This window comes from Micromonospora sp., assembly GCF_048594385.1.
GTDB lineage: Bacteria > Actinomycetota > Actinomycetes > Mycobacteriales > Micromonosporaceae > Micromonospora > Micromonospora wenchangensis.
Genome location: NZ_JBMDWU010000420.1, coordinates 1 through 21,403, shown reverse-complemented (window position 1 = coordinate 21,403; position 21,403 = coordinate 1). Strand labels below are relative to the sequence as shown.

Genomic DNA, 21,403 nt, shown 5'->3' with positions numbered 1-21,403 from the left:
GTCAGCCGAAGATCTCGTCCCGCAGGGACGCGGGCAGGTCCAGCTCCTGCGCGCAGGACCGCACCGAGACCTCGTAGGACTCCACCACCTCGGGGCTGTCGGCCACGGCCAGCTCCGCGTCGGTCAGCACCGTGACCGACCGGGGCCGGAAGCGGTACTCGTCGGCGTTGCCGTGCAGACCGGGTACGACGTAGGGCTCCGGCTCCACCGGGTTGTGGATCTTCGACTGGTCGGAGTTGAGGTCGCCGGCCGCACCCCAACCGGTGAGCATCTCCGGCTGGTACAGGTGGCCGATGCCGAGGCGGTCGAACAACCGGGACACGGTCTCCTGCGGGGCGCGGCTGCACTCGTACGGGAAGTGCGTCACCGCCAGCCCCTCGGCCCCGGCCCAGGCGCGCATCCGCGTGTAGTTGAGCGTGCTGAGCACGAAGTTCTCCACCACCCGCTCGCGCCCGATCTTGCCCTCCCACTTGGCCATCCACGAGTCGAGCGAGGCGCGCGGCTGCCGGTCCAGCACCAGCAGGCGCAGCCGGTCGACGGGCCAGCCGGCCTCGACGAGGCAGCGGGCCGGGTTGAACAGCGCCTCGAACGGCACGTACGGCCCGGCCATCTCCTTGGCGAACAACACCGGCTCGCCGTCGGGCAGCTTCCACGGCGAACCCTCGCCACCGGTCAGCGCGAACCGGCCGATGGTCTTGACCGGCTGGTAGTAGGCCGCCGCCCGCGCCATGCCGAACAGGTTGGTCACGGCGGTCGAGCCGACCCGGCAGCGCCCCCAGCCGAGCACCAGCAGCGGGTAGTCGTCCGGGCCCCGGCCGGCGAAGCCGTCGCGCAGGGTATCCACGATCTGGGCGGTGACCTCGTCGACGGTGGTGGTGACGACCTGGTAGCGGCCGTCGGGCGGCAGCGCGACGGTGGTGAGGGCGTCGTCGCCGGCGGCGGCCAGCCGGTGCAGCAGCGGATAGGGGTCGGTCATCGGGACTCCTGGTGGTCGGAGGGGCGGGTGCGGCCGAGGTCGAGCAGCGCGGTGACGTCCCGCAGGGCCACCGGGCGCAGCGCGGCCTCGCACAGCAGCGACTCGACGCCCCGCAGCACCCGCTCGCCGACGGCGCCGGGCACCCGCCGGGTGTCGGCCAGCAACTGCAGCGCGCAGCCACCGGCCAGGTAGGGCATGGCCAGGAAGAAGGTCATGTCGTGCCGGGCCACGGCGGTGACCTGCCGCACGGTGGTCTGCGCCGCCAGGGCGGTCAGCGCGGCCCGGTCGGGCGGTTCCGCCGGCACGTCGAAGTCGCGACCCAACCGGGCGTCGTTGAAGTACACCGACAGGTCGGCCTGCGCGCCCTCGGCCGCGATCAGCTCGTCCAGGGCGTCCGGCGGATAGGTGGCGTGGAAGTAGGACTCCGTCGAGTCGCGGTAGCAGCGCCGCACTGCGTCGTCGACGTCACCGTCGCCGATCTCGAAGACCAGCAGCGCGTTCTGGGCGATACCCGTGGCCAGTTGCCGCTGGCGGGGGGTGTTCCGGTTGCCCGCGATCAGCTTCACCACGGCCCGGTCCCGGCCGGTCAACGCCGCCTGGACCAGCAGCGCGGCGGTCAGCACCACGGTGGACGACGACGCCCCCGTCCGCTCGGCCAGCGCGCCGGCCGCCGCCGCCACGGCGGTGGACTCCATCCGCCAGGTGACGACCGGCAGCGGACCCGCGTCCTGCTCCGGCCCGTCGAAGATCCGCTGCGGTACCAGGGGCAGCCGCTCCCGCCAGTACGCCAGGGACCGGTCGGCCCGGCGCTGCCCGGCCGGCGACGCCTCGTAGCCGGCCTGGTCCAACGGCTGCCAACCCGGCGCGGGCAGGGTCCGCTCGCCCTCGATCAGGGTGCGCAGCTCCGCCAGCAGCAGCTCCAGCGACCAGCCGTCCAGCGACACGTGCGAGGCGGCCACGGCCACGGCCTCGACCTGGCCGTCGACGCGCAGCAGCGCCCACCGGACCGGCCAGTCCCGGTCCAGCCGGAACGCGGTGCCGGCCAGTTCGGCGGCGGCGGCGTCCGCCGCCTCCGGCAGTTCGGCGGCGGTGGTGTCCCGCACCAGTGGCGCGTACGACCCGTCGGCGAGCAGGTGCTGGCGGGGTCCGTCGACGTCCTCGGTCATCAGGGTGCGCAGCACCTGGTGCCGCAGCACCAGCTCCGACCAGGCCATGGTGACCCGCTCCGTGGTGACCGGGACGGCCAGCCGCAGCACCCGCCGGATGTTGAAGTCCCGGCTGGCCTCGCCGAACCACTGCATCGGCCGGTACATGGCCAGCTGCCCCCAGGTCAGCGGCGCGGAACCGGCGGACGCCCCGGAGAACCGGGCCTGCACCGCCGCGTCCCCGACCGCCGGCTGGCCGGCGTCCGCCCGCAGCGACCGGTCCGGCTGCCCACCAGTGGGCGTCGCCGCGACCACGGGGGCCGGCGGCCGGTGGTCGGGCATCCCGGCGGCCAGGGCACGCACCGTACGCCTGTCGAACAGGTCGGCGATGCCCACCGGCAGGCCCAGCTCCTCGTCCAACCGGGTGACGACCTCGACCACCTGCATGGAGTCGCCGCCGAGTTCGAAGAAGTCGTCGTCGACACCGAGGCGGTCCACCCGCAGCACCGCGCCGACCACCCCGGCCACCGCCGTCTCCAGGTCACCCGAGGGCGCGACGTACGCGGTGCTCAGCGCGGGCCTCACCACCGGGGTGGTGGGCAGCCGGCGGGTGTCGACCTTGCCGTTCGGGGTGAGCGGGTACTGCGCCACGTACAGGAACCGGCTCGGGACGGACGCCTCCGGCAGCAGACCGGCGGCGTGGGCGCGCAACTGTGCCTCGGTCGGCCGGGGCTCGTCCTCGGACCGCAGGTAGGCGACCAGGTGCAGGTCGTGGCCGTCGGGTTCGGCGATCACCACCGCCTCGGCGACGCCGGGGCAGCGGCGCAGCGCGTCCTCGACGGCGGGCGGCTCCACACGCTGGCCCCGGATCTTCACCTGCCGGTCGGCGCGGCCGAGCACGTCAAGCACCCCGTCCGGGCCCAGCCGGCCCAGGTCCCCGGTGCGCAGCAGCCGCCTCCCGTCGCCACCGGGGTGCGGGATCCACCGCTGGGCGGTCAGCACCGGCTGGCCGTGGTAACCCCGGCCGATCACCGCCCCGCCCAGGCAGATCTCGCCGGTCTGCCCCGGCGGCGCGGGCCGGCCCTGCTCGTCGAGGATGTGCACCTCGGCGTTGGGGATGGGGGCACCGACCGGCAGCCGTCGCCCGACCGTCCGGTCCGCGCCGATCCAGTACCAGGTCGCGCCGACGGTCTCGCTCATGCCGTAGTGGTTGCCGAAGCCCGACTTGGGGCTGCCGCTGATCCACGCGTCGAACTCGGGGGTCAGGTACAGCGGCTCGCTGCCGATCATGACCTGACGGGCGACGTCGTCGACGCCGCCGAGGGCGGTCATCGCCCGCACGTGCGACGGGGTGAGCTTCAGGAACCCGCACGGGGCGGCGGCGGTCAACGCGATCAGATCGTCGAACGCGACCGGCTCGGGCGCGACCTCCAGCTCCCAGTCCGCGACCAGCGCCGTGAACAGCGTCATCACCGACCCGACGAAGTACAGCGGGGCGTGCAGCACCGCCCGCTCCCCGGGCTGGAACGCGAACTCCTCGGCGCACCAGTGCACGTAGTTGACGAGCTGGCGGTGGGTGCCGAGCACCCCCTTGGGAGCGCCGCTGGTGCCGGAGGTGTACATGATGAACGCCAGGTTCTCGACCCGGCAGCCGCCGTCACCGTCGTCGCCGACCGGCTCCGGCAGGTCGGTCACGTCGAGCACGGTCGACGGGTAGCCGGCGTCCACGAGGCCCCGGTGCTCCGGGCCGGTCAGCAGCACCGGATCGCCCGCGTCCGCCAGGATCCGGGCCCGCCGGTCCGCCGGATCGTGCACCGACAGCGGCAGGTCCGCCGACCCGGCCGCCAGCACCGCGAGGATCGCCACCACCGCGTCCACCGAGCGGGGGAGCAGCACCGCGACCGGGGTCTCCGGCCCGGCGCCGTGGCCCCGCAGCACCCGGGCGGCGTGCCGGACCCGGTCCCGCAGCTCCCCGGCGGTGACCGCGACCCCGGCGCAGCGCACCGCGACGCGCCCCGGGTCGGCCGCCAGCGCCCGGTCGACGAGGACGTGCAGCGGGGTGTCCCCGAACGGGCGGCGGGGGCCGGTGGCGACCGACGATGTGGCGTCCACCGTGGCCGGTTCCGGCCGGATGGCGGGGCCGGTGCCGGCACCCCCGGCGGTACGCAGCGAGGCCGGCCGCAGGTCCGTCCAGTGTGCCGCGACGTGCTCCAGGCACGCCTCGACGGGCCCGGTGAACACCGTCGTCCAGCCGCCCGGCAGCGGCCGGTCCGCCGGCCACAGGGAGTACTGGTCCTCGCCGTTGACGACGACCTGCTGCGGGTCGACGCTCACGCGAGCCCTCCGACCGCCTGCTGTGCCGCGTCGAGCCGCTCGACGGCGTCCCGCCACGACTCCTTGGTGTACCAGTCGCCGCTGAACGCGGTGATCGCCGGGGCCCAGCCGTCGTGCGCGTCGGCGTAGCCGGCGATCTCGCGCCAGAACACGTCCACCAGCGCCGAGTACCGGCAGGCGGTCCGCAGGTCGGTCAGGGTGAACGGTGGCCCGTCCATGCGGACCAGCCGGATGTCGAACGCGCCCCGATACTGCCGGCCACCGACCGTGAACGGCTGCTTCCACATCGCCGCCCCGGGGGCCCGCAGGGTGTAGCGGACGCGGGAGGTGCTGTGCCCACCGTGGCGCAGGTCGCCCCACTCGGCGATGTCGGGCACCAGCGGCGGGAAGAAGTAGTGCCGCTGGCGGGGCACCTCGACCCGGTCGAAGTTACCGGGCACGAAGTGCCAGCGGTTGTACATCATCCGCTGCGCCACCTGCCACAGGATGTCGGTGACGGCGGGGGCGGGCAGGTCGGCGGCCATCCGGGGGCTGGGCAGCACGCAGCAGAAGAAGTCGGGTTTCTTCAGCCCCGCCACCTCCTCGTCGTACCGCCCGGCGGGACCGTCGAGGCGGGACAGGTCGCGGATGCCGCTGGACATGCCGTAGTCGGCGTGACTGTCGACGACCGCGCCCAGCACGATGCCCTCCAGGATGCCGGTCAGCTCGCGCTCGTCGCCACCCGCGTGCACGTTGCGCAGGGCGGCCGTGGTGGCGTGACGCACCCAGGAGGCGGCGTCCTCGCCGTCGACCGGCTCTGACCGGACGCCGGTCGACGTCCGCAGGGTCGGCGGCAGCTCGACCTGACTGCGCTGCTCACCCTCCCACGGCAGCAGGTACTCGTCCTTGGCGTAGGTCAGCCCGTTGATCCGCCGGTAGCGGATGTGACCGCTGCCGTCGACGAGTTCGACCAGCTCACCGGCGAGTGTGGCCAACTCGGCCAGGGTCGCGGTGCTCAGCTCCCGGGTGGCCTGCCCGTCGAGCGCGCGCAGGTACGTCGCGCAGCGGGTGGTCAGCACCTTGCGGAGGCTGACCGCGTTGAGCTGGCGGCCGTTGAACTCCTCGAACCGGACCGCCCGGCCGGTGCGGAACAGCAACTGGATGGACGCGACGAAGAGCCGCTCCTCCGGGCTCCAGTCTGCCGGTGGACGGCCCCGCAACGCGGGCAGCACGCCGTCGCGGATGAGCGTGCTGGAGCCGGAGTCGGAGCGGGAGAACACCCGGCGCTCGACGAAGATCAGGACGGTCTCGACCCGTTCGACCCAGTCGATGACCTCCTCCAGCCGTTCCGGCAGGCTGCCGTCGGCGTGCCAGGTGTGCAGCATCTGGTCGAGTTCGCGGCGCTGGTGCTCCTCCTCGACCTGGGCCGGCAGCCACTCCTCGTCGATCATCTCGACCATCCACCCGGGCAGGGCGAGTTCGGCCACCACCTCTTCGGCCGGCAGGTCGCCGCGCGCCGGTTCGTGGATGGTCAGCTTGCCCAGCGCCGAGTGGGCCAGCACGAACTGGGCGGCGGTGGCGTCGGTGCCCGGTGCGGTGAGCCGGAGGTGCTGCCGGCCGAGCAGGTGCCGGACGATCGCCTGCTCACGCAGGGTCAGTCCGTCGAAGGCGGACCGGAAGGGCACCTTGCCCGCCATGGTGAGCAGTCGCAGGACGGCCGTCTGGGCGCTGCTGTCGAACAGTTCGACAGGGTCGCGCACGTCGCGCAGTTCCTGGCTCCACTGGTCGAATTTCGTACGTCGCACGGTCCCGCCTTTCTCGACCAGGGCAGGCTGCGGCGTTCGCACGATGAGGCTCGTACGACGACGGCCACCGCCGTGCGGTGACGACAGGGCATGCGGCGGCCGGCAGCCGACCTGGAGGGTGGAAGGCTCCCGTGGCAGTGCCACGGCGAGAAGGAGACGACACTCCACCCCGGTGTGGGAGCGCTCCCGATCACGAAGTCTCGCCGACGATGAAACATGTGTCAACAACGTGTATCGGCCACCGACGACCTGCTACGACGCGACTACCCGGTACGGCACCGATGGTCCGATCCGGGCGGCGGGCCGGGGGTGGTCAGGAGGAGAGCGCGGGGAGCCCGATCGGGCTGTCCGCGGGGATGACCGTGTGGCAGGCGCGGGCGACCGGCACCAGCAGCTCGCGGAGCCGTCGCGTGCCGTCCGGGCCGAGGGCCAGCCAGGGACGGGCGGCCGCCCGGTCGGTCGCGTCCTCCACGGCCCGCAGCCCGGCGTGCCCCACCTCGGTGGGGGTGCCCTCGCCGGTCAGCCAACCCCGGTCGACCAGCCGGGCCCGCGCCTGCGCCCACTCGTGCCCGGTCCAGCCCCGGCCGAGCAGGTGCTCCTCCGGCCGGTCCTGGGCGACCCGGAACGCCAACGTCTCGACCGGGTCGAGGCCGGCGGCGACCAGGGCCGCCACGTGCCCGTCACCGCGGTGCTCGCGCAGCGTGGTGGCCGCCTGCCAGAGCCGGGCCAGCGGGTAGTCGCCGCGTGGCAGGGCGGCGTTGGCCGCACCGAGCACCCGGCCGGCGGTGTCCGCCCCGACCGCCGCGACCTCCAGCAGTTCGGCCGCCTCGGCCAGGTGCGCCTCGGGGAGTTCGTAGGTGAGTTCGGCGAGCGCCTGCACAGCCCCGGTGAGCCGGGCGCGCAACGCCTCCTCGGGGGCGGCGAGCTGCCACACCGCCGGCAGCGCCCGGCCCACCATCGGCGGGGCGAAGGTGAAGAAGACGGCGGTCACCGGGGCGGCGTCGACCGCCCCCAGCGGGGCGGCCCGACCCGCGAAGTAACCCCGCCAGTAGCCGCGCAGCCCGATCGCCTCGGTGGCGGCGCGGGCCCGGGGATGGAAGTAGGTGATCGCGTGCAGGGGTTCGACGTGCGTCCACATCAACCGGGCGGTGCGCCCGGGATCGTCCAGCGGCGGCACGCGCACCTCCGGGTCGGTGGGGTCACCGTGGCGCGGACCGGCCGCCCACGGTGACCCCGAACCTACTGCCGGTAGGTGCCGGCCGGAAGACCCGTGTGGTCTACTGCACCGCCAGCACGTCGACGATGAACCGCAGCGGGCCGGCGGGCGCGCCGGGACGCTGCGGCTTGTCGCCGTACGCCAGGTCGGCGGGGATGTCGAGCTGGACCCGGCTGCCCACGGTCTGACCCTGCATGCCCTGGTCCCAGCCGGGGATGACGTTGCCCTGGCCGAGGCCGAAGGTGAACGGCTCGGACCGCTTCCAGGAGGCGTCGAACTCCTCACCGGTCTTGTACGACACACCCACGTAGTTCACGGTGATCTGCTGGCCGGCCTGGGCGGCCGGGCCGGTGCCCCGGATCAGCGGGGTGGCCTTGAGCCCGGTCAGCTCGCCCTCGCCCTTGGTAGCCTGCGGCTTGGTGCACAGCGCCTGGTCGGCACCCTCGGGCAGCTTGGGGAAGTCACCCGCGCAGCCGGCCGGTGCCGCAGCCGGCTTCGGGTCGTCCTTCTCGCCGTTGCGGACCACCACGAACACCCCGACGATCACCGCGATGACGGCCACGCCGGCGACGGCGCCCAGCCACGCCTGCCGGCGCTTGCGCTTCTCGGCGGCCTTCTGGGCCGCCAACTGGGCGGCGAGTCGCCGCTGTGCCTTCGTCTCCGGGGCCTGACCCTGGCCCGCCGAACGGTTCTCCGTACGCTCGCTCACGTCCTCGACTCCCTGCTGATGTGGGTGGCCGGCCCGGCGACCGGTTCCGTGGCCAGCGCACACGGTACCCGGATCGATGCCGAGGGTGGGCCGTCGCCCGCCAGTCGTGTCCGGTCATCGGGTCGGGCCTCCCGGTTCGTGCCCGTCTTCCCGGGTGGCGGGGGCCGTCCGGCGGTAGGTTCTCGACCATGGCGATCCTCACCGACGAAGACAAGGCCCTGCTCACCGAACCGCAACTCGCCCACGTGGCGACCATCGAGGCGGACGGCACCCCGCACGTCACCCCGGTCTGGGTGGACGTCGACGGCGAGCACATCGTGTTCAACACCGCCAGGGGGCGGCAGAAGTACCACAACATCGCCCGCAACCCGGTGGTCGCGGTCTCCGTGGTCGACCGGGCCGACGACTTCCGCACCCTGTGGGTGAAGGGCACCGCCGAGTTCGTCACCGAGGGCGCCGACGCGCACATCGACCGGCTGGCGAAGAAGTACCTCGGGCAGGACACCTACCCGTTCCGGCGGCCCGACGAGGAGCGGGTGATCGTCCGGATCACCCCCACCGAGAAGCTCGGCCGGGGCTGACCGACGCACGACCCCGGCAGGACGGCCCACCGTCGCGCCGGGGGACGGGGCGCGGGTCCGCCGCTCAGGCGCTGCGGCGCGGGGCGGCCTTCTTCTCGGCGGTCTTCTTCGCCGGGGCCTTGGTGGCCTTCTTCTCCGTGGTCTTCTTCGCGGCGGTCTTCTTCGCCGGCTCCGCCTTCGTCGCCGGGGTCCTCTTCGCGGTGGCCTTGCCGGCGGTGGTCTTCTTCGCCGGTCCGGCCTTCGCCGCCGGTGTCTTCGCCGCCTGCTTGGCCGACCGGGCCGACGAGATCGGCGTCGGCTCGCCGGCCCCGCCGGAGGGCGCCTCGCCCCGGGCCACCCGGGCCCGCTCCACGGACGCCTTCAGCGCCGCCATCAGGTCCACCGCGGCGGCCGGCGCGGCCTCCTCCTCCGCCGGCTGGACCACCTCGCGGCCCTCCACCTTGGCGTCGATGACCTCCTGCAACGCCGCCCGGTAGTCGTCGGTGAAGGCGTCCGGCTGGAATTCGCCGGCCATCGAGTCGATCAGGGAGGCGGCCATCGCCAGCTCCGGCGGGCGGACCTTCAGGTCCTCGTCGAGGAAACCGAAGTCGGGGGTACGCACCTCGTCGGGCCAGAGCATCGTGTTGAGCAGCAGCACCCCGTCGCGGACCCGCAGGGTGGCCAACTGTTCCCGCTGGCGCAGCGCCACCTTGACGATCGCCACCCGCTCCGAGTCGGCCAGCGCGTCGCGCAGCAGCACGTACGGCTTGGTGGCGGTCCCCTCCGGCTCCAGGAAGTACGCCTTGTTGTAGAGGATCGGGTCGACCTGCTCGGCGGGGACGAACTCCAGCACGTCGATCGCCCGGGAACTGGTCAGCGGCAGGTCGGCGAAGTCGGCGTCGGTGAGGATCACCATCTCGCCGCCGCCCAGGTCGTAGCCCTTGGCGATGTCGTCGTAGCTGACCTCCTCGCCGCAGACCGAGCAGGTGCGCTTGTAGCGGATCCGGCCGCCGTCGTCGCGGTGCACCTGGTGGAACCGGATGTCCTTCTCCTCGGTCGCCGAGTAGAGCTTCACCCCGATCGAGACCAGCCCGAACGACACGGCTCCCTTCCAGATCGCCCGCATCCCGATGCTCCTCTCCCGCCCTGACCAGGATCGCAAACGATCGAAGCCCCCGCACGTGCTTCGGTGCGCAACTACAGTCGGACAGGTGCCCGGCGCGCCGTTGAAGCCGATGCTCGCGACGACCGGGTCGCTCCCGGTGGGTGTCGGCTGGGCGTACGAGTTCAAGTGGGACGGGGTCCGCGCGCTGGCCGACCTGACCGGTGACCAGCCGCACCTGTTCGCCCGCTCCGGCGTGGAGATCACCGCCGCGTACCCGGAGCTGGTGACGCTGGCCGAGCAGGTCGACGACGCGCTGCTCGACGGTGAGGTGGTCCTCTTCGACCCGGCCGGGCAGCCCTCGTTCACCGCCCTCGCCGAGCGGATGCACGTCCGGGACGGGGCGAAGGCGGCCCGGCTGGCGGCGACCCTCCCGGTCACGTACATGATCTTCGACCTGTTGCGGTGGCGGGGTGAGGACCTCACCGGGTGGCCGTACCACGAACGGCGGGCGGCGCTCGACGGCCTGGGGCTCGGCGCGGCCCGGTGGACGGTGCCCCCCTGCTTCACCGACGGTGCCGCCACCTACCAGGCGGCCGGGGAACACGGCCTGGAAGGGGTGCTGGCCAAGCGGGCCGACTCGGTCTACCGGCCCGGGGTGCGCTCACCCGACTGGGTGAAGGTCAAACTGGAGGTGACCGGGGACTTCGTCATCGGCGGCTGGCGGCCCGGGGCCCGGAAGATCGGCGGGCTGCTGGTCGGGGTGCCCGGCCCGGACGGGCGGCTCACCTACCGGGGGCGGGTCGGCGGTGGGATCGGCGCGGCCCTGGAACGGGAGCTGCTGCGCGAACTCGAACCGCTGCGCGCCGACGGGTCGCCGTTCGCCGGTGACGTGCCGCGCGAGGACGCCCGGGGTGCGATCTGGGTGACCCCCCGGATCGTGGTGGAGGTCAGGTACGGCCAGCGCACCCCGGACGGGCGGCTGCGCTTCCCCCGGGTGCTGCGGCTGCGCCCCGACAAGCCACCCGGGGAGGTGGAGGATGCCTGAGCGGGTGAAGGTCGAGGTCGACGGCCGGGCGCTGGAGCTGTCCAACCTGGACAAGGTGCTCTATCCGGAGGCCGGCTTCACCAAGGGCGAGGTGATCGACTACTACACCCGGATCGCCCCGGTGCTGCTGCCGCACCTGGCGGACCGGGCGCTGACCCGGATCAGGTTCCCCAACGGCGTCACCGGCGGCTCGTTCTTCGAGAAGAACGCCCCCGCCGCCACCCCCACCTGGGTGCGCACCGAGACGCTGCCCGTACCCGGATCGAGCAAGGGCCGGGAGACCATCGACTACGTGGTCGCCGACGACCTGCCCACCCTGGTCTGGCTGGCCAACCTCGCCGCCCTCGAACTGCACACCCCGCAGTGGCGGATCGGCACCCACCCGGACCTGATGGTCGTCGACCTCGACCCCGGCCCACCGGCAACGTTGCGGCAGTGCTGCCGGGTGGCGCTCCTGCTGCGCGACCGGCTCGCCCGCGACGGGGTGACGGCGTACCCGAAGACCTCCGGCAAGAAGGGCATGCAGCTCTGCTGCCCGGTCAGCGCCACCCAGGACGCCGAGGTCGTCTCCGACTACGCGAAGCGGATCGCCCAGGAGTTGGAACGGGAACACCCGGAACTGGTCGTGTCGCGGATGGCGAAGAACCTGCGGCCGGGGAAGGTCTTCATCGACTGGAGTCAGAACAACGCGGCGAAGACGACTGTCGCGCCGTACTCGTTGCGGGCGCAGGCGGTGCCGGCGGTGTCGACGCCGCTGACCTGGGACGAGGTCGAGTCGGGGGCGGCCGGGAAACGGCCTGCGGCGAAGCCGTACACCGCCGGGGAGGTGCTGCGGCGGGTGGAGAAGTCCGGCGACCTGCTCGCCCCGCTGCTCGACGGCGGCCCGGCACTGCCGACGGCGTGAGCCGCGCGACGGCCCGGCCGACCCGCGTGAGCTGTGGCGGGTCGGCCGGGCCGATCGGTCGACTCAGCGCTGTCCGAAGACCTTCCGGTACGTGCCGAGGCGCAGCAGCACGGTCTCCCCGGTGGCGTCGAGCACGCCGTCGTTGTCGGTGATCGCGTAGACCTGGCCGTCACCGCCGACGGTCAGCCCTTCCACCTTCTCCTGGGTCCAGCCGTTGGTGGCCCGCAGCGCCGGCAGCACGTCGACGGCGAGGGTCTTGGGCAGCACCGTCAGCGGGCCGGCGGCGGCCGGGCCGGTCGGCAGCGGCACCGTGTAGATCCGCTTGACGGCGGCGGCCGGGCCGTTGAGCTTGTCCCGTTCGATCACGGCGAGCCGGTCACCGACCACGGTGACCTCGGAGAGCCCGATCCAGTCACCGGGGACGGTGGTGCCCTCCAGCCGGTAGCCGAACCAGCTCCAACTGTCGGCCGTCACGTCGTACCGGCCGATCCGGACGACGCCGGCCGGGTCGGTGGCGACCTCCCGCTGGAGCACCGCCCAGACGATCTCCCGACCGTCGCGGCCGGTGCTCGCGGTGACCCCCTCGAAGCCCTGCTTGCCCAGCCCGGCGGCGACCTCGGCCGGCAGCGGCACGACCTGCTCGGTACGCCCGTTGCCGTTCAGCCGGACCAGCCTGTTCTCACTGCCCTTCGCGCCCTCGACGGCCAGCCAGAAGCCGCCCTGCGGCCGGGCGAAGATCCCCTCCGCGTCGTACCCGACGGGGGTGCCGGCGGCGTCGGTCACCGTGGTCGCGTCGGCGACCACGGCCGGCGAGCGTCGGGTGTCGACGGTCAGGATCCGGGTCGGGGTGTACGCGGCGTCGGTGACGCTGTAGAGCTGCTGCGGCCGGCCCGGTACGGCGGACAGCGCGCCCAGCGCCCCCCAGCCGATCGGCGCGCCCGAGGCGTCGTCGGCCGAGACGATGCTCGGGAAGCCCGGCCTGTCCGCACCCAGCCGGTAGAGCGACACCGAGGCGCGGACACCCACCGAGGCGTCGTCGGTCTCGCTGGACACCGCGAGCAGGTCACGGGAGGGGATGGGGAGTAGCCCCTCCGGGCCGTTGGTGGTGGGCAGCACCTGGCGCAGCACCGGGGCGGTGGGCCGGGTGAGGTCGTAGACCGCGACGAAGTTGCTCCGCTCCGACCCGACGAACGCGTACCGCACGCCGTGGTACTCGGCGACGGCCACGCCCTCCGGCTCGGTGCCCTTCTTCGCGGCCCGGTCGTTGTTGTGCAGACCGTAGCGGACCGCGAGACGCTCGAAGGTGTTGCCGGCGTCCCAGGCCACCTGGCCGGTCCGGCTGTCGAAGACCGACCAGCCCCGGGTGCCGCCCCGCCAGTCACCCTCGTTGGCCGTGGCCAGGTAGCGGTCGTTGATCCAGGCCACCGCGTCGGGTTCCCGGGGAACGTCGGTGATCGAGCCGGTCAGCTCGATCCGGCCGTCCTTGACCGTGTCGATGCCGCTGACCGAGGCGGTGCCGGTGCTGAACGCCCGGGTGATCCGGCCGGTGGGCACGTCCACCAGCACGACGCCGTTGTTCTCCTGGAGGGTGACCGCGAGCTGGTTCCGCCCGTTGATCGAGACGTACTCGGGTTCCGGATCGGTGGGCTCGGTGATCCCGGCGGCGGCCAGCATCGGCAACGCCCGGCCGTCGGGTGCGGTCAGTGCGACGGTACGCAGCTTCCACCGCTGCGGCGTCGTCTTCCCGTCGAGGTCGATGAGCTGGACGAAACCGGCGGGCGCCTGCGGCAGGTCACCCTTCCTGCCGCCGGGCGGGGTGGCGTCCTCGTCCCGCTCGTTCTCGATGGCGATCGCCGCGTACCGCTCGTCGTGGCTGATCGCGATGGAATCGGGCTGCCCGCCGAGGTCGATGCTGCGCACCCGCTGCCGGGTGGCCAGTTCGATCACGTCGAGGCGGCCGGAGGGGGCGGTGTAGCTGGCGCTGGTGTTCACCACGACCAGCACGTACCGGCCGACGACCGCCACCGAGGTCGGCTCGTCCTCGGCGTCGCCGAGCTGCGCCAGGGAGAGGGTGCCGAGACCGCGCGGCTGGTCCGGCCGGCCGATGTCGAGGAAGCCGATCCGCCGGGCCGCCGCGTCGGTGTAGACCAGGGTACGGCCGTTCGGGCTGACCGCAGAGATCTCGGCCACCGTCGCGGTGGCCGGGTCCTCGCCGGCCGGCCGGTTCTGGATCACCGGGTAGGTGGCGGTGCGGTCGAAGGTGAGCTTCCGGTCCGGGTAACCCTGGCTGGCCGCCGTACTGCCCGGGGCGGTGTGGTCCGGCGCGGCGACCGCACTGCCCGGGGCGGTCAGGGTGGCCAGTGCCAGGCCGGCCACCACCGTCGAGGCGAACACTCTTCTCGCTGTCACTGCTCCTCCGAACGTTTCGATTCGGACGGAGGCTGGCAGGCGTGACCGAGCGCAGGTCGACCAGCGGGTTAACGGCCGGCGACGGGCCGGCGGTGAGCTGGCTCGCCGCCCTCGTCGTTTCGGTTCCTTTTCCCTGGTCGAAGGGGTGGCTGGGCGGTCCGACCCGGTCACCGCACGACGACGGCCGATCCGGTCACCGCTCGATGATGACGCCGTTCGCGTCGATGCCGTGGTCCCGCCAGTAGACGTCCCACTCGTCGTCGACGTGCTGCGGGACCTTGCCCTGCGGGTACCGGACGTACGGCGCGGTCGGCTCCTGGCCGTCGGGGAAGCAGGCGCTGCCGCCCTGTCCACCCACCGCGATCGCCGGGTACTCGCCATCGCTGCAGATGCTCTCCCGGTAGCCGCAGCCGCTGGTCAACAGCAGGCCGCCCAGGCCCACCCCGGCAAGAACGATCATGATCCGCGTACGCATGGGTCGAGTCTCGTGGCGACGGGCGGCGCTGTCATGCGCACGCGTACTCAACTCTTCCCGGCTCGGTAGGGTGGGGCGTTCCGTCCGGACAGGAGGACCGATGGTTGCCCACCTCGCCGTCACCACGTCGACCGACCTGCCTGAGCAGGCAGAACAGCCACTGCTGACCTACTGCGACGACGCAACCGGGGAGCGGACGGAGCTGACCGCGAAGCAGCTCGGTGACTGGGCGGCGCGCACCGCCGGCCTGCTGCGCGACGGGTGCGGGCTGGGGCCGGGCAGTCGGGTCGCGGTGCTGCTGCCGCCACACTGGCGTACCGCTGCGGTGTTGCTCGGGGCCTGGTCGGTGGGGATGGCGGTGTCGTTCCGGCCGCGCGCCACCGCCGGGTTGCCGGTCCTCGAACCGGGCGGCGAGCGGCCGTACGACGCGGTCTTCGTCACCCCGGAACGCCTCGACGACTGGCTGGAGGACGTGCCCGACGGGGTGCACCGCTACCTGGTCGGCACCGGCCCCGGGGCGCTGACCGACGTGCCGGTGGGGTGGCTGGACTGGTCCGCCGAGGTGCTGCGGCACACCGACACCCCGCCCGACTACGCCGCCGTGCACCCGGCCGCCCCGGCCACCCCCGACGGCACGAGCTACGCCGTCTGGGGACGCCTGGCGAAGGAGGTCGCCGCCCAGCTCGACCTGCGCCCCGGCGACCGGCTGCTGGTCGACGCCGCCGAACACGAACAACCGGTGAAGTGGCTGCTGGCCCCGCTGGCGGCCGGCGCCTCCGTGGTCGTCTGCGCCAACCTCGACCCCGCCACCCGCCCCACCACCGAACACGCCACCCACACCCTCTGACCCACCCGCCTCACCCCGCTGAGCGTGCGCGTGGTGATCAAGAGGTTTGCGGCAGTCTTGATCTTCAAGTTGACGTAAACCTCTTGATCACCGGGCCGGGTGGGGCCGGGTGGGGGTGGGGGTGGCTGGGTGGGTTGTGATCAACTCAAGGGGGCTGGTGTAGCGGTATCGGGTTGAGTTCGATGGCGCTGCATCGGCTCCCCTGAGTGGATCATGATGGCGTGCCGGGCGGTGGGGTCAGCAGGTGGTGTTGCCGGCGGGGACCCAGCCGTCCAGGGACGGGTCCTCCGCACCGTGGCCGTAGATCCAGGTGTCGTTGTCCTCGGACCAGCCCTGCCCGTGCCAGCGGAACCCACGACCGGCGGTCAGGGTGCGCAGCACCTGGCCGTGCGGTGCCGTGCGTAGCCAGGTGTTCTGGGTGAGGTTGCAGAGGAAGCCGGGCGCATCGCTGGCCGAGGCCGGTGCGGCGGCCACGGCGGTGCCCGGGACGGCGACGACCGCGATCGTCAGGACGTGCAGAATTCGGCGCTTCACTCTGATTCCCTTCGACGTGCCGGCATCGACGGTCAACCGTCGACTGTGGACAGATTAGCCGTCGCGGGGGAGCTGCGCCGGTCGGGCGGAACGAGAGCAGCCCGGCCGGCGGGAACACGGCGGTGCCGGTCAGTCGACCGTGGGCAGCTTCGGGCCGAGGACGTCGTCGGCGTCGACGATCGTGTACGCGTACCCCTGCTCGGCGAGGAAGCGCTGCCGGTGGGCCGCGTACTCGGTGTCGATGGTGTCCCGGGAGACCACCGTGTAGAAGTGCGCCTGCCGGCCGTCGGCCTTCGGCCGGAGCACCCGGCCCAACCGCTGCGCCTCCTCCTGCCGGGAGCCGAACGTGCCGGACACCTGGATCGCCACCGCCGCCTCGGGCAGGTCGATGGAGAAGTTGCCCACCTTGGAGATGACCAGCGTGCGCAGCTCACCCGAGCGGAACGCGTCGAACAGCCGCTCGCGCTCCTTGTTGGTGGTGGAACCCTGGATGATCGGCGCGTCCAGGTACTCCCCGAGCTGGTGCAGCTGGTCGATGTACGCCCCGATCACCAGCACCTGGTCGTCGGGGTGCCGCTGCACGAGGGCGCGGACCACCGGCAGCTTGGTGCGGGCGGTCGCCGCCATCCGGTAACGCTCCTCGGCCTCCGCCGTCGCGTACGACATCCGCTCCGCGTCGGTCAGGGTGACCCGGACCTCGGTGCACTCGGCCGGGGCGATCCAGCCCTGCGACTCGATGTCCTTCCACGGCGCGTCGTACCGCTTGGGGCCGATCAGGCTGAACACGTCACCCTCCCGGCCGTCCTCGCGGACCAGGGTCGCGGTCAGGCCCAGCCGGCGGCGGGCCTGCAGGTCCGCGGTGAACCGGAAGATCGGCGCGGGCAGCAGGTGCACCTCGTCGTAGACGACCAGACCCCAGTCGCGGGCGCCGAACAGGTCCAGGTGGGTGAACGCGCCGCCGCGCCGCGAGGTGAGCACCTGGTACGTGGCGATGGTGACCGGACGGATCTCCTTGCGCTCGCCCGAGTACTCCCCGAGCTCCTCCTCGGTGAGCGAGGTGCGGGCGATCAGCTCCCGCTTCCACTGCCGGCCGGCGACCGTGTTGGTGACCAGGATCAGCGTGGTCGCCTTCGCCTCGGCCATCGCCGCCGCGCCGACCATGGTCTTGCCCGCCCCGCAGGGCAGCACCACCACCCCGGACCCGCCGGCCCAGAACGCCTCCACCGCCTCCCGCTGGTACGACCGCAGCGTCCACGGCTTGCCGCCGTCCTTGCCGGCCTCGGTCAGCTCGATCGGGTGCGCCTCACCGTCGACGTACCCGGCCAGGTCCTCCGCCGGCCAGCCCAGCTTGAGCAGCGCCTGCTTCAGCCGACCCCGCTCGGACGGGTGCACCCGGATCGTGTCGTCGTCGATCTTGTCACCGAGCATCCCGGCGAGCTTCTTGCTCTTGGCGACCTCGATCAGCACCATCCGGTCCAGCCCGCGCAGCACCAGCCCGTACGCCGGGTCGTTGGCGAGCTGGAGCCGGCCGTACCGGTCCATCGTGTCGGCCACGTCCACCAGCAGGGCGTGCGGCACCGGGTAGCGGGAGAACTTCAGCAGCGCGTCGACCACGGCCTCGGCGTCGTGCCCGGCGGCGCGGGCGTTCCACAGCCCCAGCGGGGTGAGCCGGTAGGTGTGCACGTGCTCCGGGGAACGCTCCAGCTCGGCGAAGGGCGCGATCGCCATCCGGCAGGACTGCGCGTCCGGGTGGTCGATCTCCAGCAGCAGCGTCTTGTCGGACTGCACGATCAGTGGTCCACCGCTCACGCCAGGTCCCCCTCCTCGGCCGGATTCCCCGACCGGCGGCGAATCCCGCCGCAGGCCGACCATCCAGTGTTGCACGGGGGTGGGAGACTGCCAGAAAATCTTCGCAATGGGTGCAACGTTTCCCGGGGGACACACGTCTACCAGTGGGACGACCGATCCGGGGAGGCACACTATGCAGGTCCGCCACAGAGCCCGGGTCGTCGCCCTGGCCATGGTCATGCTGGTCGGCGCCGGTGGGTGTGCGTCCGTGCCGCAGGCCGATCCGGGTGGCACTGGAGGAGGGCTCGCCCCGGTCGGCAGTGCGGAACAGGTAACGGGGGCGGGTGCCTCCTCCCTGCCCGACCAGCTGACCGGGTCCGACACGAAGCCCCGGCACCGGGAGAAGCCGCAGCCGAAGGTCCGCGCCAGCAAGACCCCGAAGGCGTCGACCGGGCGTCGCCCGCGCGTCCCGCAGAAGTCCAACCAGACCCGCTGCCAGGTGGGCGAGCACCAGCGTGAGGTGGAGACGTACCTGGCCCGGCTGGGCGGGTTCGGCACGGTCACCGTGGACGGCCGGCAGACCGACGCCGACTGCGCCACGATCAAGAAGTTCCAGCAGCGGTACGACATCCGCCCCGCCGAGGGTCGCGCCGGCCCGTTGACGCTCGACGTGGCGAAGCGACTGGCCACCACCGACGTCAAGCGCTGCTCCGCCGGCTCCGGCACCACCTTCTGCGTCGACCTGACCCGGCAGACCACCTGGGTGATGCGCGACGGCAAGGTGGTCGCCAAGCCCACCGTCACCCGGACCGGGATGGCCGGCTACGCCACCCCCGCCGGCACGTACAAGGTGAGCCTGCGCAACCTGAAGGAGTGGTCCAACCCGTACGAGGTGTGGCTGCCCTACTGGCAGCGCTTCAACGGCGGGATCGGCTTCCACGAGACCACCACCTACCTGCACAACGCGGGCATCGGCTCGCACGGCTGCGTCAACCTGCTGCACGCCGACGCGGTGCGCTGGTGGGAGCTGGGCAAGGTCGGCTCCCGGGTGGTCCTGGTCGGTCGTCGCCCTGGCACCTGAGCCTTCCGTCCACCCTGCCCGTCTCGTCTCCGGCCCTCGGTAGTTGTCCGTAGGGGCCGGATCGGGGGTATTTCCCCCTGTCCGTCCTGGCGACCGGGTGCCACCCTGGAAGCCGGGGGCCGGACGGGGTGGGAGGGCTGGGATGAGCGTCGACCACGAGATGATCGCCGAGGACGCGGCGAACGGCGAGCAGGTGACACCGACCGACGAGGTGTCCACGGCCACCATGGTCGGGTACTCCGTCGCCGGGATCGCCGTCGTCGGCTGGTTCCTCTTCGGATGGCTGGTGCAGCGGCAGGGCTTCATCGACTCGGTCGGTGAGGCCGCCGGCACCGGCTTCGCCCTGCTGCTCATCGTCTCCGTCGTCGGCACCGTCCGCCGCAGCCGCCGCTGAGCGACAGCGGAGGACGTCGCCGCCGGGCGGTCAGTTCTCCCGGACGGCCGCGGTGATCCGGTGCAGGGCGAAGGTGTGCAGCATCTCGGTCCGCTCGTCCTCGGCACGCAGGTAACCCGCGCCGATCGACACCGGCCGCAGCAGCCGGGACAGCGTCGCCCCGTGGGCGTCGACGTAGCCGACCCAGACCAGCGCCTTGTCCCGGACCGCCTGCTGGAGCACCGCCAGGGCCTCGGCGTGACCGTGCGCGGGCATCGGGCCGGCCGCCGCGCGGGCCGCACCGCCGCGTACCACCGCCGGGGCCCGCCGGGCCGCCCGCGCCGCCGCCTCGCCCCGCCGGATCTGCTCCACCACACCCAACAGCCGGGGCAGCGCCAACCGGGGCGTGGCCAGCGGGTCCACCGCCCGCCCGGTCAGCACCCGGGCCGGGGCCCGTCGCACCCGGGGCCGGGCCAGCACCGTCGTGCCGGTGGCGTCCTCCGGCACCGGGGCGTAGCCGGCGTCACGCAGCGCGGTCAGCATCCGCCCCACCTGGTACGGGGTGCACAGCACCGTCGGAGCCAGCCGGCGGAACGTCAACGCCGTCAGCCGCCGGTCGGCCAGCACCTCCGCGAGTAGCGCCTCGTCGTCGCTGCGCACGTACCCGCCGGCGGAGCCGACCCGCAGCCCACCGTGCTGCCGGGCCACGTCGTCCACCAGATAGGTCAACCCCTGCGGGATCGGGGTGCGCGACCGCCGCCGGAACAGATCGTGCAGGTCGTCGGCCGTGTAGCCGGAATCCAGGGCCCGTCGGACGCTGGCCGTGGTGACCCGGTGCACGCTGGCCCCACCCGCCGATTCCGGCGCGGTCACCGTCTCCAGTTCGGCGGCGAGCATCGGGTCGGGTGGGCCGGGCACCACCACGCTCAGGTCGGCCTGCACCAGGAAGTGGTCGACCGGTGCGGGAAGCAGGGCGTCCAGCGTCCGGACGGTGCCCGACGGGTCACCGCTGTCGACGTCGGAGCGCAACCCCAGCGGGTCGTCCCCGCCCCGCTCGTCGGTGTCCGTCACGTCGGCGAGCAGCAGCCGCCCGTACGAGGTGAGCGCGCCGAGGCCGGTCACCCCCAGCCGGGCCGCCTCGGTCAGCACCTCCCGGTGCGCGGCCTCCCGCCCCCGACTGCGCCGGGGGGCCCGCCAGTCGAGCAGCGCCAGCACCTCCTCGGCGGTGGGGGCGGTGGCCGGTTCCAGCTCGGCCAGCACCCCGAGCACCGCCCGACGGGCGGCCGGCGCACCGGCCCGCTCCGCCTCGGCGGAGAGCACAGTGACCGGTCGGTCCCGGTCGTCGCGCTGCCCCACCAGACCGGCCTGCCGGCTCATCGTCAACCACGCGCGGGCCAGCTGCTCCCAGCGGTGGGCCAGCGACACCGCCCGCCACACCTCGTAAGCCCCGGTGGGCAGCACCTGCTGTTCGCCGCCGTACCGGCTCGCGGCGGCGGGGAGGTCCAGTTCGCCGAGGAGACCTGCCGCGTACGCCACCTCGACCAGCAGCGCGGTCGTCGACTCGTCCAGGGCCACCGTGCGGGCCAGCCGACGCAGGTCGCGTACCCCGATCCCGCCGGAGCGCAGCACCGGCGCCGGCTCGGCGGTCAGCGCCTCCAGCAGCGCCTCGGTGTGCCGTACCACCTCCATGGTCTGCCCGACCCCGGCGGAGTCGACGGCCTTGGCTTCCCGGGGCGGCGCCGCGACCGGCGGCGGGTCGATCCGCAGCGGTCCGAGCGGGCCGGTGTCCCGGCGCAGCAGCAGCCCCACCTCGCGGGGCAGCTCGACGGTCCCGGCGGAGACCGCCACCAGCAGCCGGGCCTCGACCAGCCAGCGCACCGGCGACCCGGTCGGGGCGCCACCGTTGGTCGGGTCGGGCGGCACGTCGTCCTCCGCGCCGAGCGCCGGCGCCTGCAGCGATCCGGGCGGCACGCTGCCGACCGGTGGACCGGCGGCGAGCCGGTCCAGGATCGCCCGCGCCGACGGGGGCGCGGCGAGCAGCGTCCGGCGCAGTTTCGCGGCGTCCGCGCAGAGCGCCGCCGCCCGCAGGTCCAGCTCCTCCGCCGGCCGACCGAGCCC

At 73.3% G+C, this 21,403-nt stretch carries 17 protein-coding genes; 6 read left to right on the top strand and 11 right to left on the bottom strand.

Annotated elements, in window-relative coordinates:
- Nucleotide 1 precedes the first annotated feature (1 nt).
- The 5 genes from ACOJTC_RS22590 to ACOJTC_RS22570 all read right to left on the bottom strand — a co-directional run bounded on the left by ACOJTC_RS22590 (nt 2) and on the right by ACOJTC_RS22570 (nt 8,164).
- A complete protein-coding gene (locus ACOJTC_RS22590; protein ID WP_420118383.1) occupies nt 2–976 on the bottom strand; it encodes a hypothetical protein in 975 nt (324 codons plus the stop codon).
- Nucleotides 973–4,455, bottom strand: coding sequence for an AMP-binding protein (locus ACOJTC_RS22585; RefSeq protein ID WP_420118382.1), 3,483 nt, complete (start codon nt 4,453–4,455; stop codon nt 973–975). Before ACOJTC_RS22585 ends, ACOJTC_RS22590 begins: the two co-directional genes overlap by 4 nt.
- Nucleotides 4,452–6,239 carry a hypothetical protein gene (locus ACOJTC_RS22580; RefSeq protein WP_420118381.1) on the bottom strand — a complete coding sequence of 596 codons (1,788 nt, stop codon included), beginning with the start codon at nt 6,237–6,239 and terminating at the stop codon, nt 4,452–4,454. The genes ACOJTC_RS22585 and ACOJTC_RS22580 overlap by 4 nt, the downstream gene beginning before the upstream one ends.
- A 313-nt stretch (nt 6,240–6,552) precedes the next feature.
- Nucleotides 6,553–7,377, bottom strand: a complete 825-nt coding sequence (locus ACOJTC_RS22575; RefSeq protein WP_420118408.1) for an SCO6745 family protein — start codon at nt 7,375–7,377, stop codon at nt 6,553–6,555.
- 139 nt (nt 7,378–7,516) lie between these two features.
- Nucleotides 7,517–8,164, bottom strand: a complete 648-nt coding sequence (locus ACOJTC_RS22570; RefSeq protein ID WP_420118380.1) for an FKBP-type peptidyl-prolyl cis-trans isomerase — start codon at nt 8,162–8,164, stop codon at nt 7,517–7,519.
- A 188-nt stretch (nt 8,165–8,352) separates the two neighbouring features.
- Here ACOJTC_RS22570 and ACOJTC_RS22565 point away from each other — a divergent pair, with 188 nt between their 5' ends.
- Nucleotides 8,353–8,745, top strand: coding sequence for a PPOX class F420-dependent oxidoreductase (locus ACOJTC_RS22565; protein ID WP_420118379.1), 393 nt, complete (start codon nt 8,353–8,355; stop codon nt 8,743–8,745).
- Nucleotides 8,746–8,809: 64 nt separating this feature from the next.
- On the opposite strand, the gene ACOJTC_RS22560 is transcribed toward ACOJTC_RS22565, so the two are convergent.
- Entirely contained in the window at nt 8,810–9,850 is a 1,041-nt protein-coding gene (locus tag ACOJTC_RS22560) for a Ku protein (RefSeq protein ID WP_420118378.1), read from the bottom strand.
- 85 nt (nt 9,851–9,935) lie between these two features.
- Here ACOJTC_RS22560 and ligD (ACOJTC_RS22555) point away from each other — a divergent pair, with 85 nt between their 5' ends.
- Nucleotides 9,936–10,874, top strand: coding sequence for a non-homologous end-joining DNA ligase (gene ligD, locus ACOJTC_RS22555; protein WP_420118377.1), 939 nt, complete (start codon nt 9,936–9,938; stop codon nt 10,872–10,874).
- Nucleotides 10,867–11,778: a non-homologous end-joining DNA ligase gene (ligD, locus tag ACOJTC_RS22550; protein ID WP_420118376.1), complete on the top strand. Its 912-nt coding sequence runs from the start codon at nt 10,867–10,869 to the stop codon at nt 11,776–11,778. Before ligD (ACOJTC_RS22555) ends, ligD (ACOJTC_RS22550) begins: the two co-directional genes overlap by 8 nt.
- A gap of 63 nt (nt 11,779–11,841) precedes the next feature.
- Here ligD (ACOJTC_RS22550) and ACOJTC_RS22545 read toward each other — a convergent pair whose 3' ends face one another.
- Nucleotides 11,842–14,187 carry an esterase-like activity of phytase family protein gene (locus ACOJTC_RS22545; protein WP_420118375.1) on the bottom strand — a complete coding sequence of 782 codons (2,346 nt, stop codon included), beginning with the start codon at nt 14,185–14,187 and terminating at the stop codon, nt 11,842–11,844.
- Between the two features lie 193 nt (nt 14,188–14,380).
- Nucleotides 14,381–14,662 carry an SCO0607 family lipoprotein gene (locus tag ACOJTC_RS22540; RefSeq protein ID WP_363650272.1) on the bottom strand — a complete coding sequence of 94 codons (282 nt, stop codon included), beginning with the start codon at nt 14,660–14,662 and terminating at the stop codon, nt 14,381–14,383.
- A gap of 100 nt (nt 14,663–14,762) precedes the next feature.
- Here ACOJTC_RS22540 and ACOJTC_RS22535 point away from each other — a divergent pair, with 100 nt between their 5' ends.
- The gene (locus ACOJTC_RS22535) at nt 14,763–15,509 is read left to right on the top strand and encodes a TIGR03089 family protein (protein ID WP_420118374.1); all 747 of its coding nucleotides are present in this window, start codon (nt 14,763–14,765) and stop codon (nt 15,507–15,509) included.
- Between the two features lie 237 nt (nt 15,510–15,746).
- On the opposite strand, the gene ACOJTC_RS22530 is transcribed toward ACOJTC_RS22535, so the two are convergent.
- On the bottom strand, nt 15,747–16,043 hold the full coding sequence (locus ACOJTC_RS22530) for a hypothetical protein (protein WP_204925850.1): 297 nt from the start codon (nt 16,041–16,043) through the stop codon (nt 15,747–15,749).
- A gap of 129 nt (nt 16,044–16,172) precedes the next feature.
- Nucleotides 16,173–17,852, bottom strand: coding sequence for a DNA repair helicase XPB (locus ACOJTC_RS22525; protein ID WP_420118373.1), 1,680 nt, complete (start codon nt 17,850–17,852; stop codon nt 16,173–16,175).
- Nucleotides 17,853–18,024: 172 nt separating this feature from the next.
- On the opposite strand from ACOJTC_RS22525, the gene ACOJTC_RS22520 reads away from it, so the two are divergent.
- Entirely contained in the window at nt 18,025–18,912 is an 888-nt protein-coding gene (locus tag ACOJTC_RS22520; protein WP_420118372.1) for a L,D-transpeptidase family protein, read from the top strand.
- Nucleotides 18,913–19,072: 160 nt separating this feature from the next.
- Entirely contained in the window at nt 19,073–19,306 is a 234-nt protein-coding gene (locus ACOJTC_RS22515) for a hypothetical protein (protein ID WP_420118407.1), read from the top strand.
- Between the two features lie 30 nt (nt 19,307–19,336).
- On the opposite strand, the gene ACOJTC_RS22510 is transcribed toward ACOJTC_RS22515, so the two are convergent.
- Nucleotides 19,337–21,403: helicase-associated domain-containing protein (locus tag ACOJTC_RS22510; protein ID WP_420118371.1), on the bottom strand; the 2,067-nt coding region annotated here is incomplete at its 5' end.

Coding starts and splice junctions, on each gene's coding strand:
- ACOJTC_RS22560 (WP_420118378.1), bottom strand. CDS start 9,850: ATGCGGGCGATCTGGAAGGGAGCCGTGTCGTTCGGGCTGGTCTCGATC.
- ACOJTC_RS22575 (WP_420118408.1), bottom strand. CDS start 7,377: ATGTGGACGCACGTCGAACCCCTGCACGCGATCACCTACTTCCATCCC.
- ACOJTC_RS22540 (WP_363650272.1), bottom strand. CDS start 14,662: ATGCGTACGCGGATCATGATCGTTCTTGCCGGGGTGGGCCTGGGCGGC.
- ACOJTC_RS22590 (WP_420118383.1), bottom strand. CDS start 976: ATGACCGACCCCTATCCGCTGCTGCACCGGCTGGCCGCCGCCGGCGAC.
- ACOJTC_RS22535 (WP_420118374.1), top strand. CDS start 14,763: ATGGTTGCCCACCTCGCCGTCACCACGTCGACCGACCTGCCTGAGCAG.
- ACOJTC_RS22520 (WP_420118372.1), top strand. CDS start 18,025: ATGCAGGTCCGCCACAGAGCCCGGGTCGTCGCCCTGGCCATGGTCATG.
- ACOJTC_RS22565 (WP_420118379.1), top strand. CDS start 8,353: ATGGCGATCCTCACCGACGAAGACAAGGCCCTGCTCACCGAACCGCAA.
- ligD (WP_420118376.1), top strand. CDS start 10,867: ATGCCTGAGCGGGTGAAGGTCGAGGTCGACGGCCGGGCGCTGGAGCTG.
- ACOJTC_RS22515 (WP_420118407.1), top strand. CDS start 19,073: ATGATCGCCGAGGACGCGGCGAACGGCGAGCAGGTGACACCGACCGAC.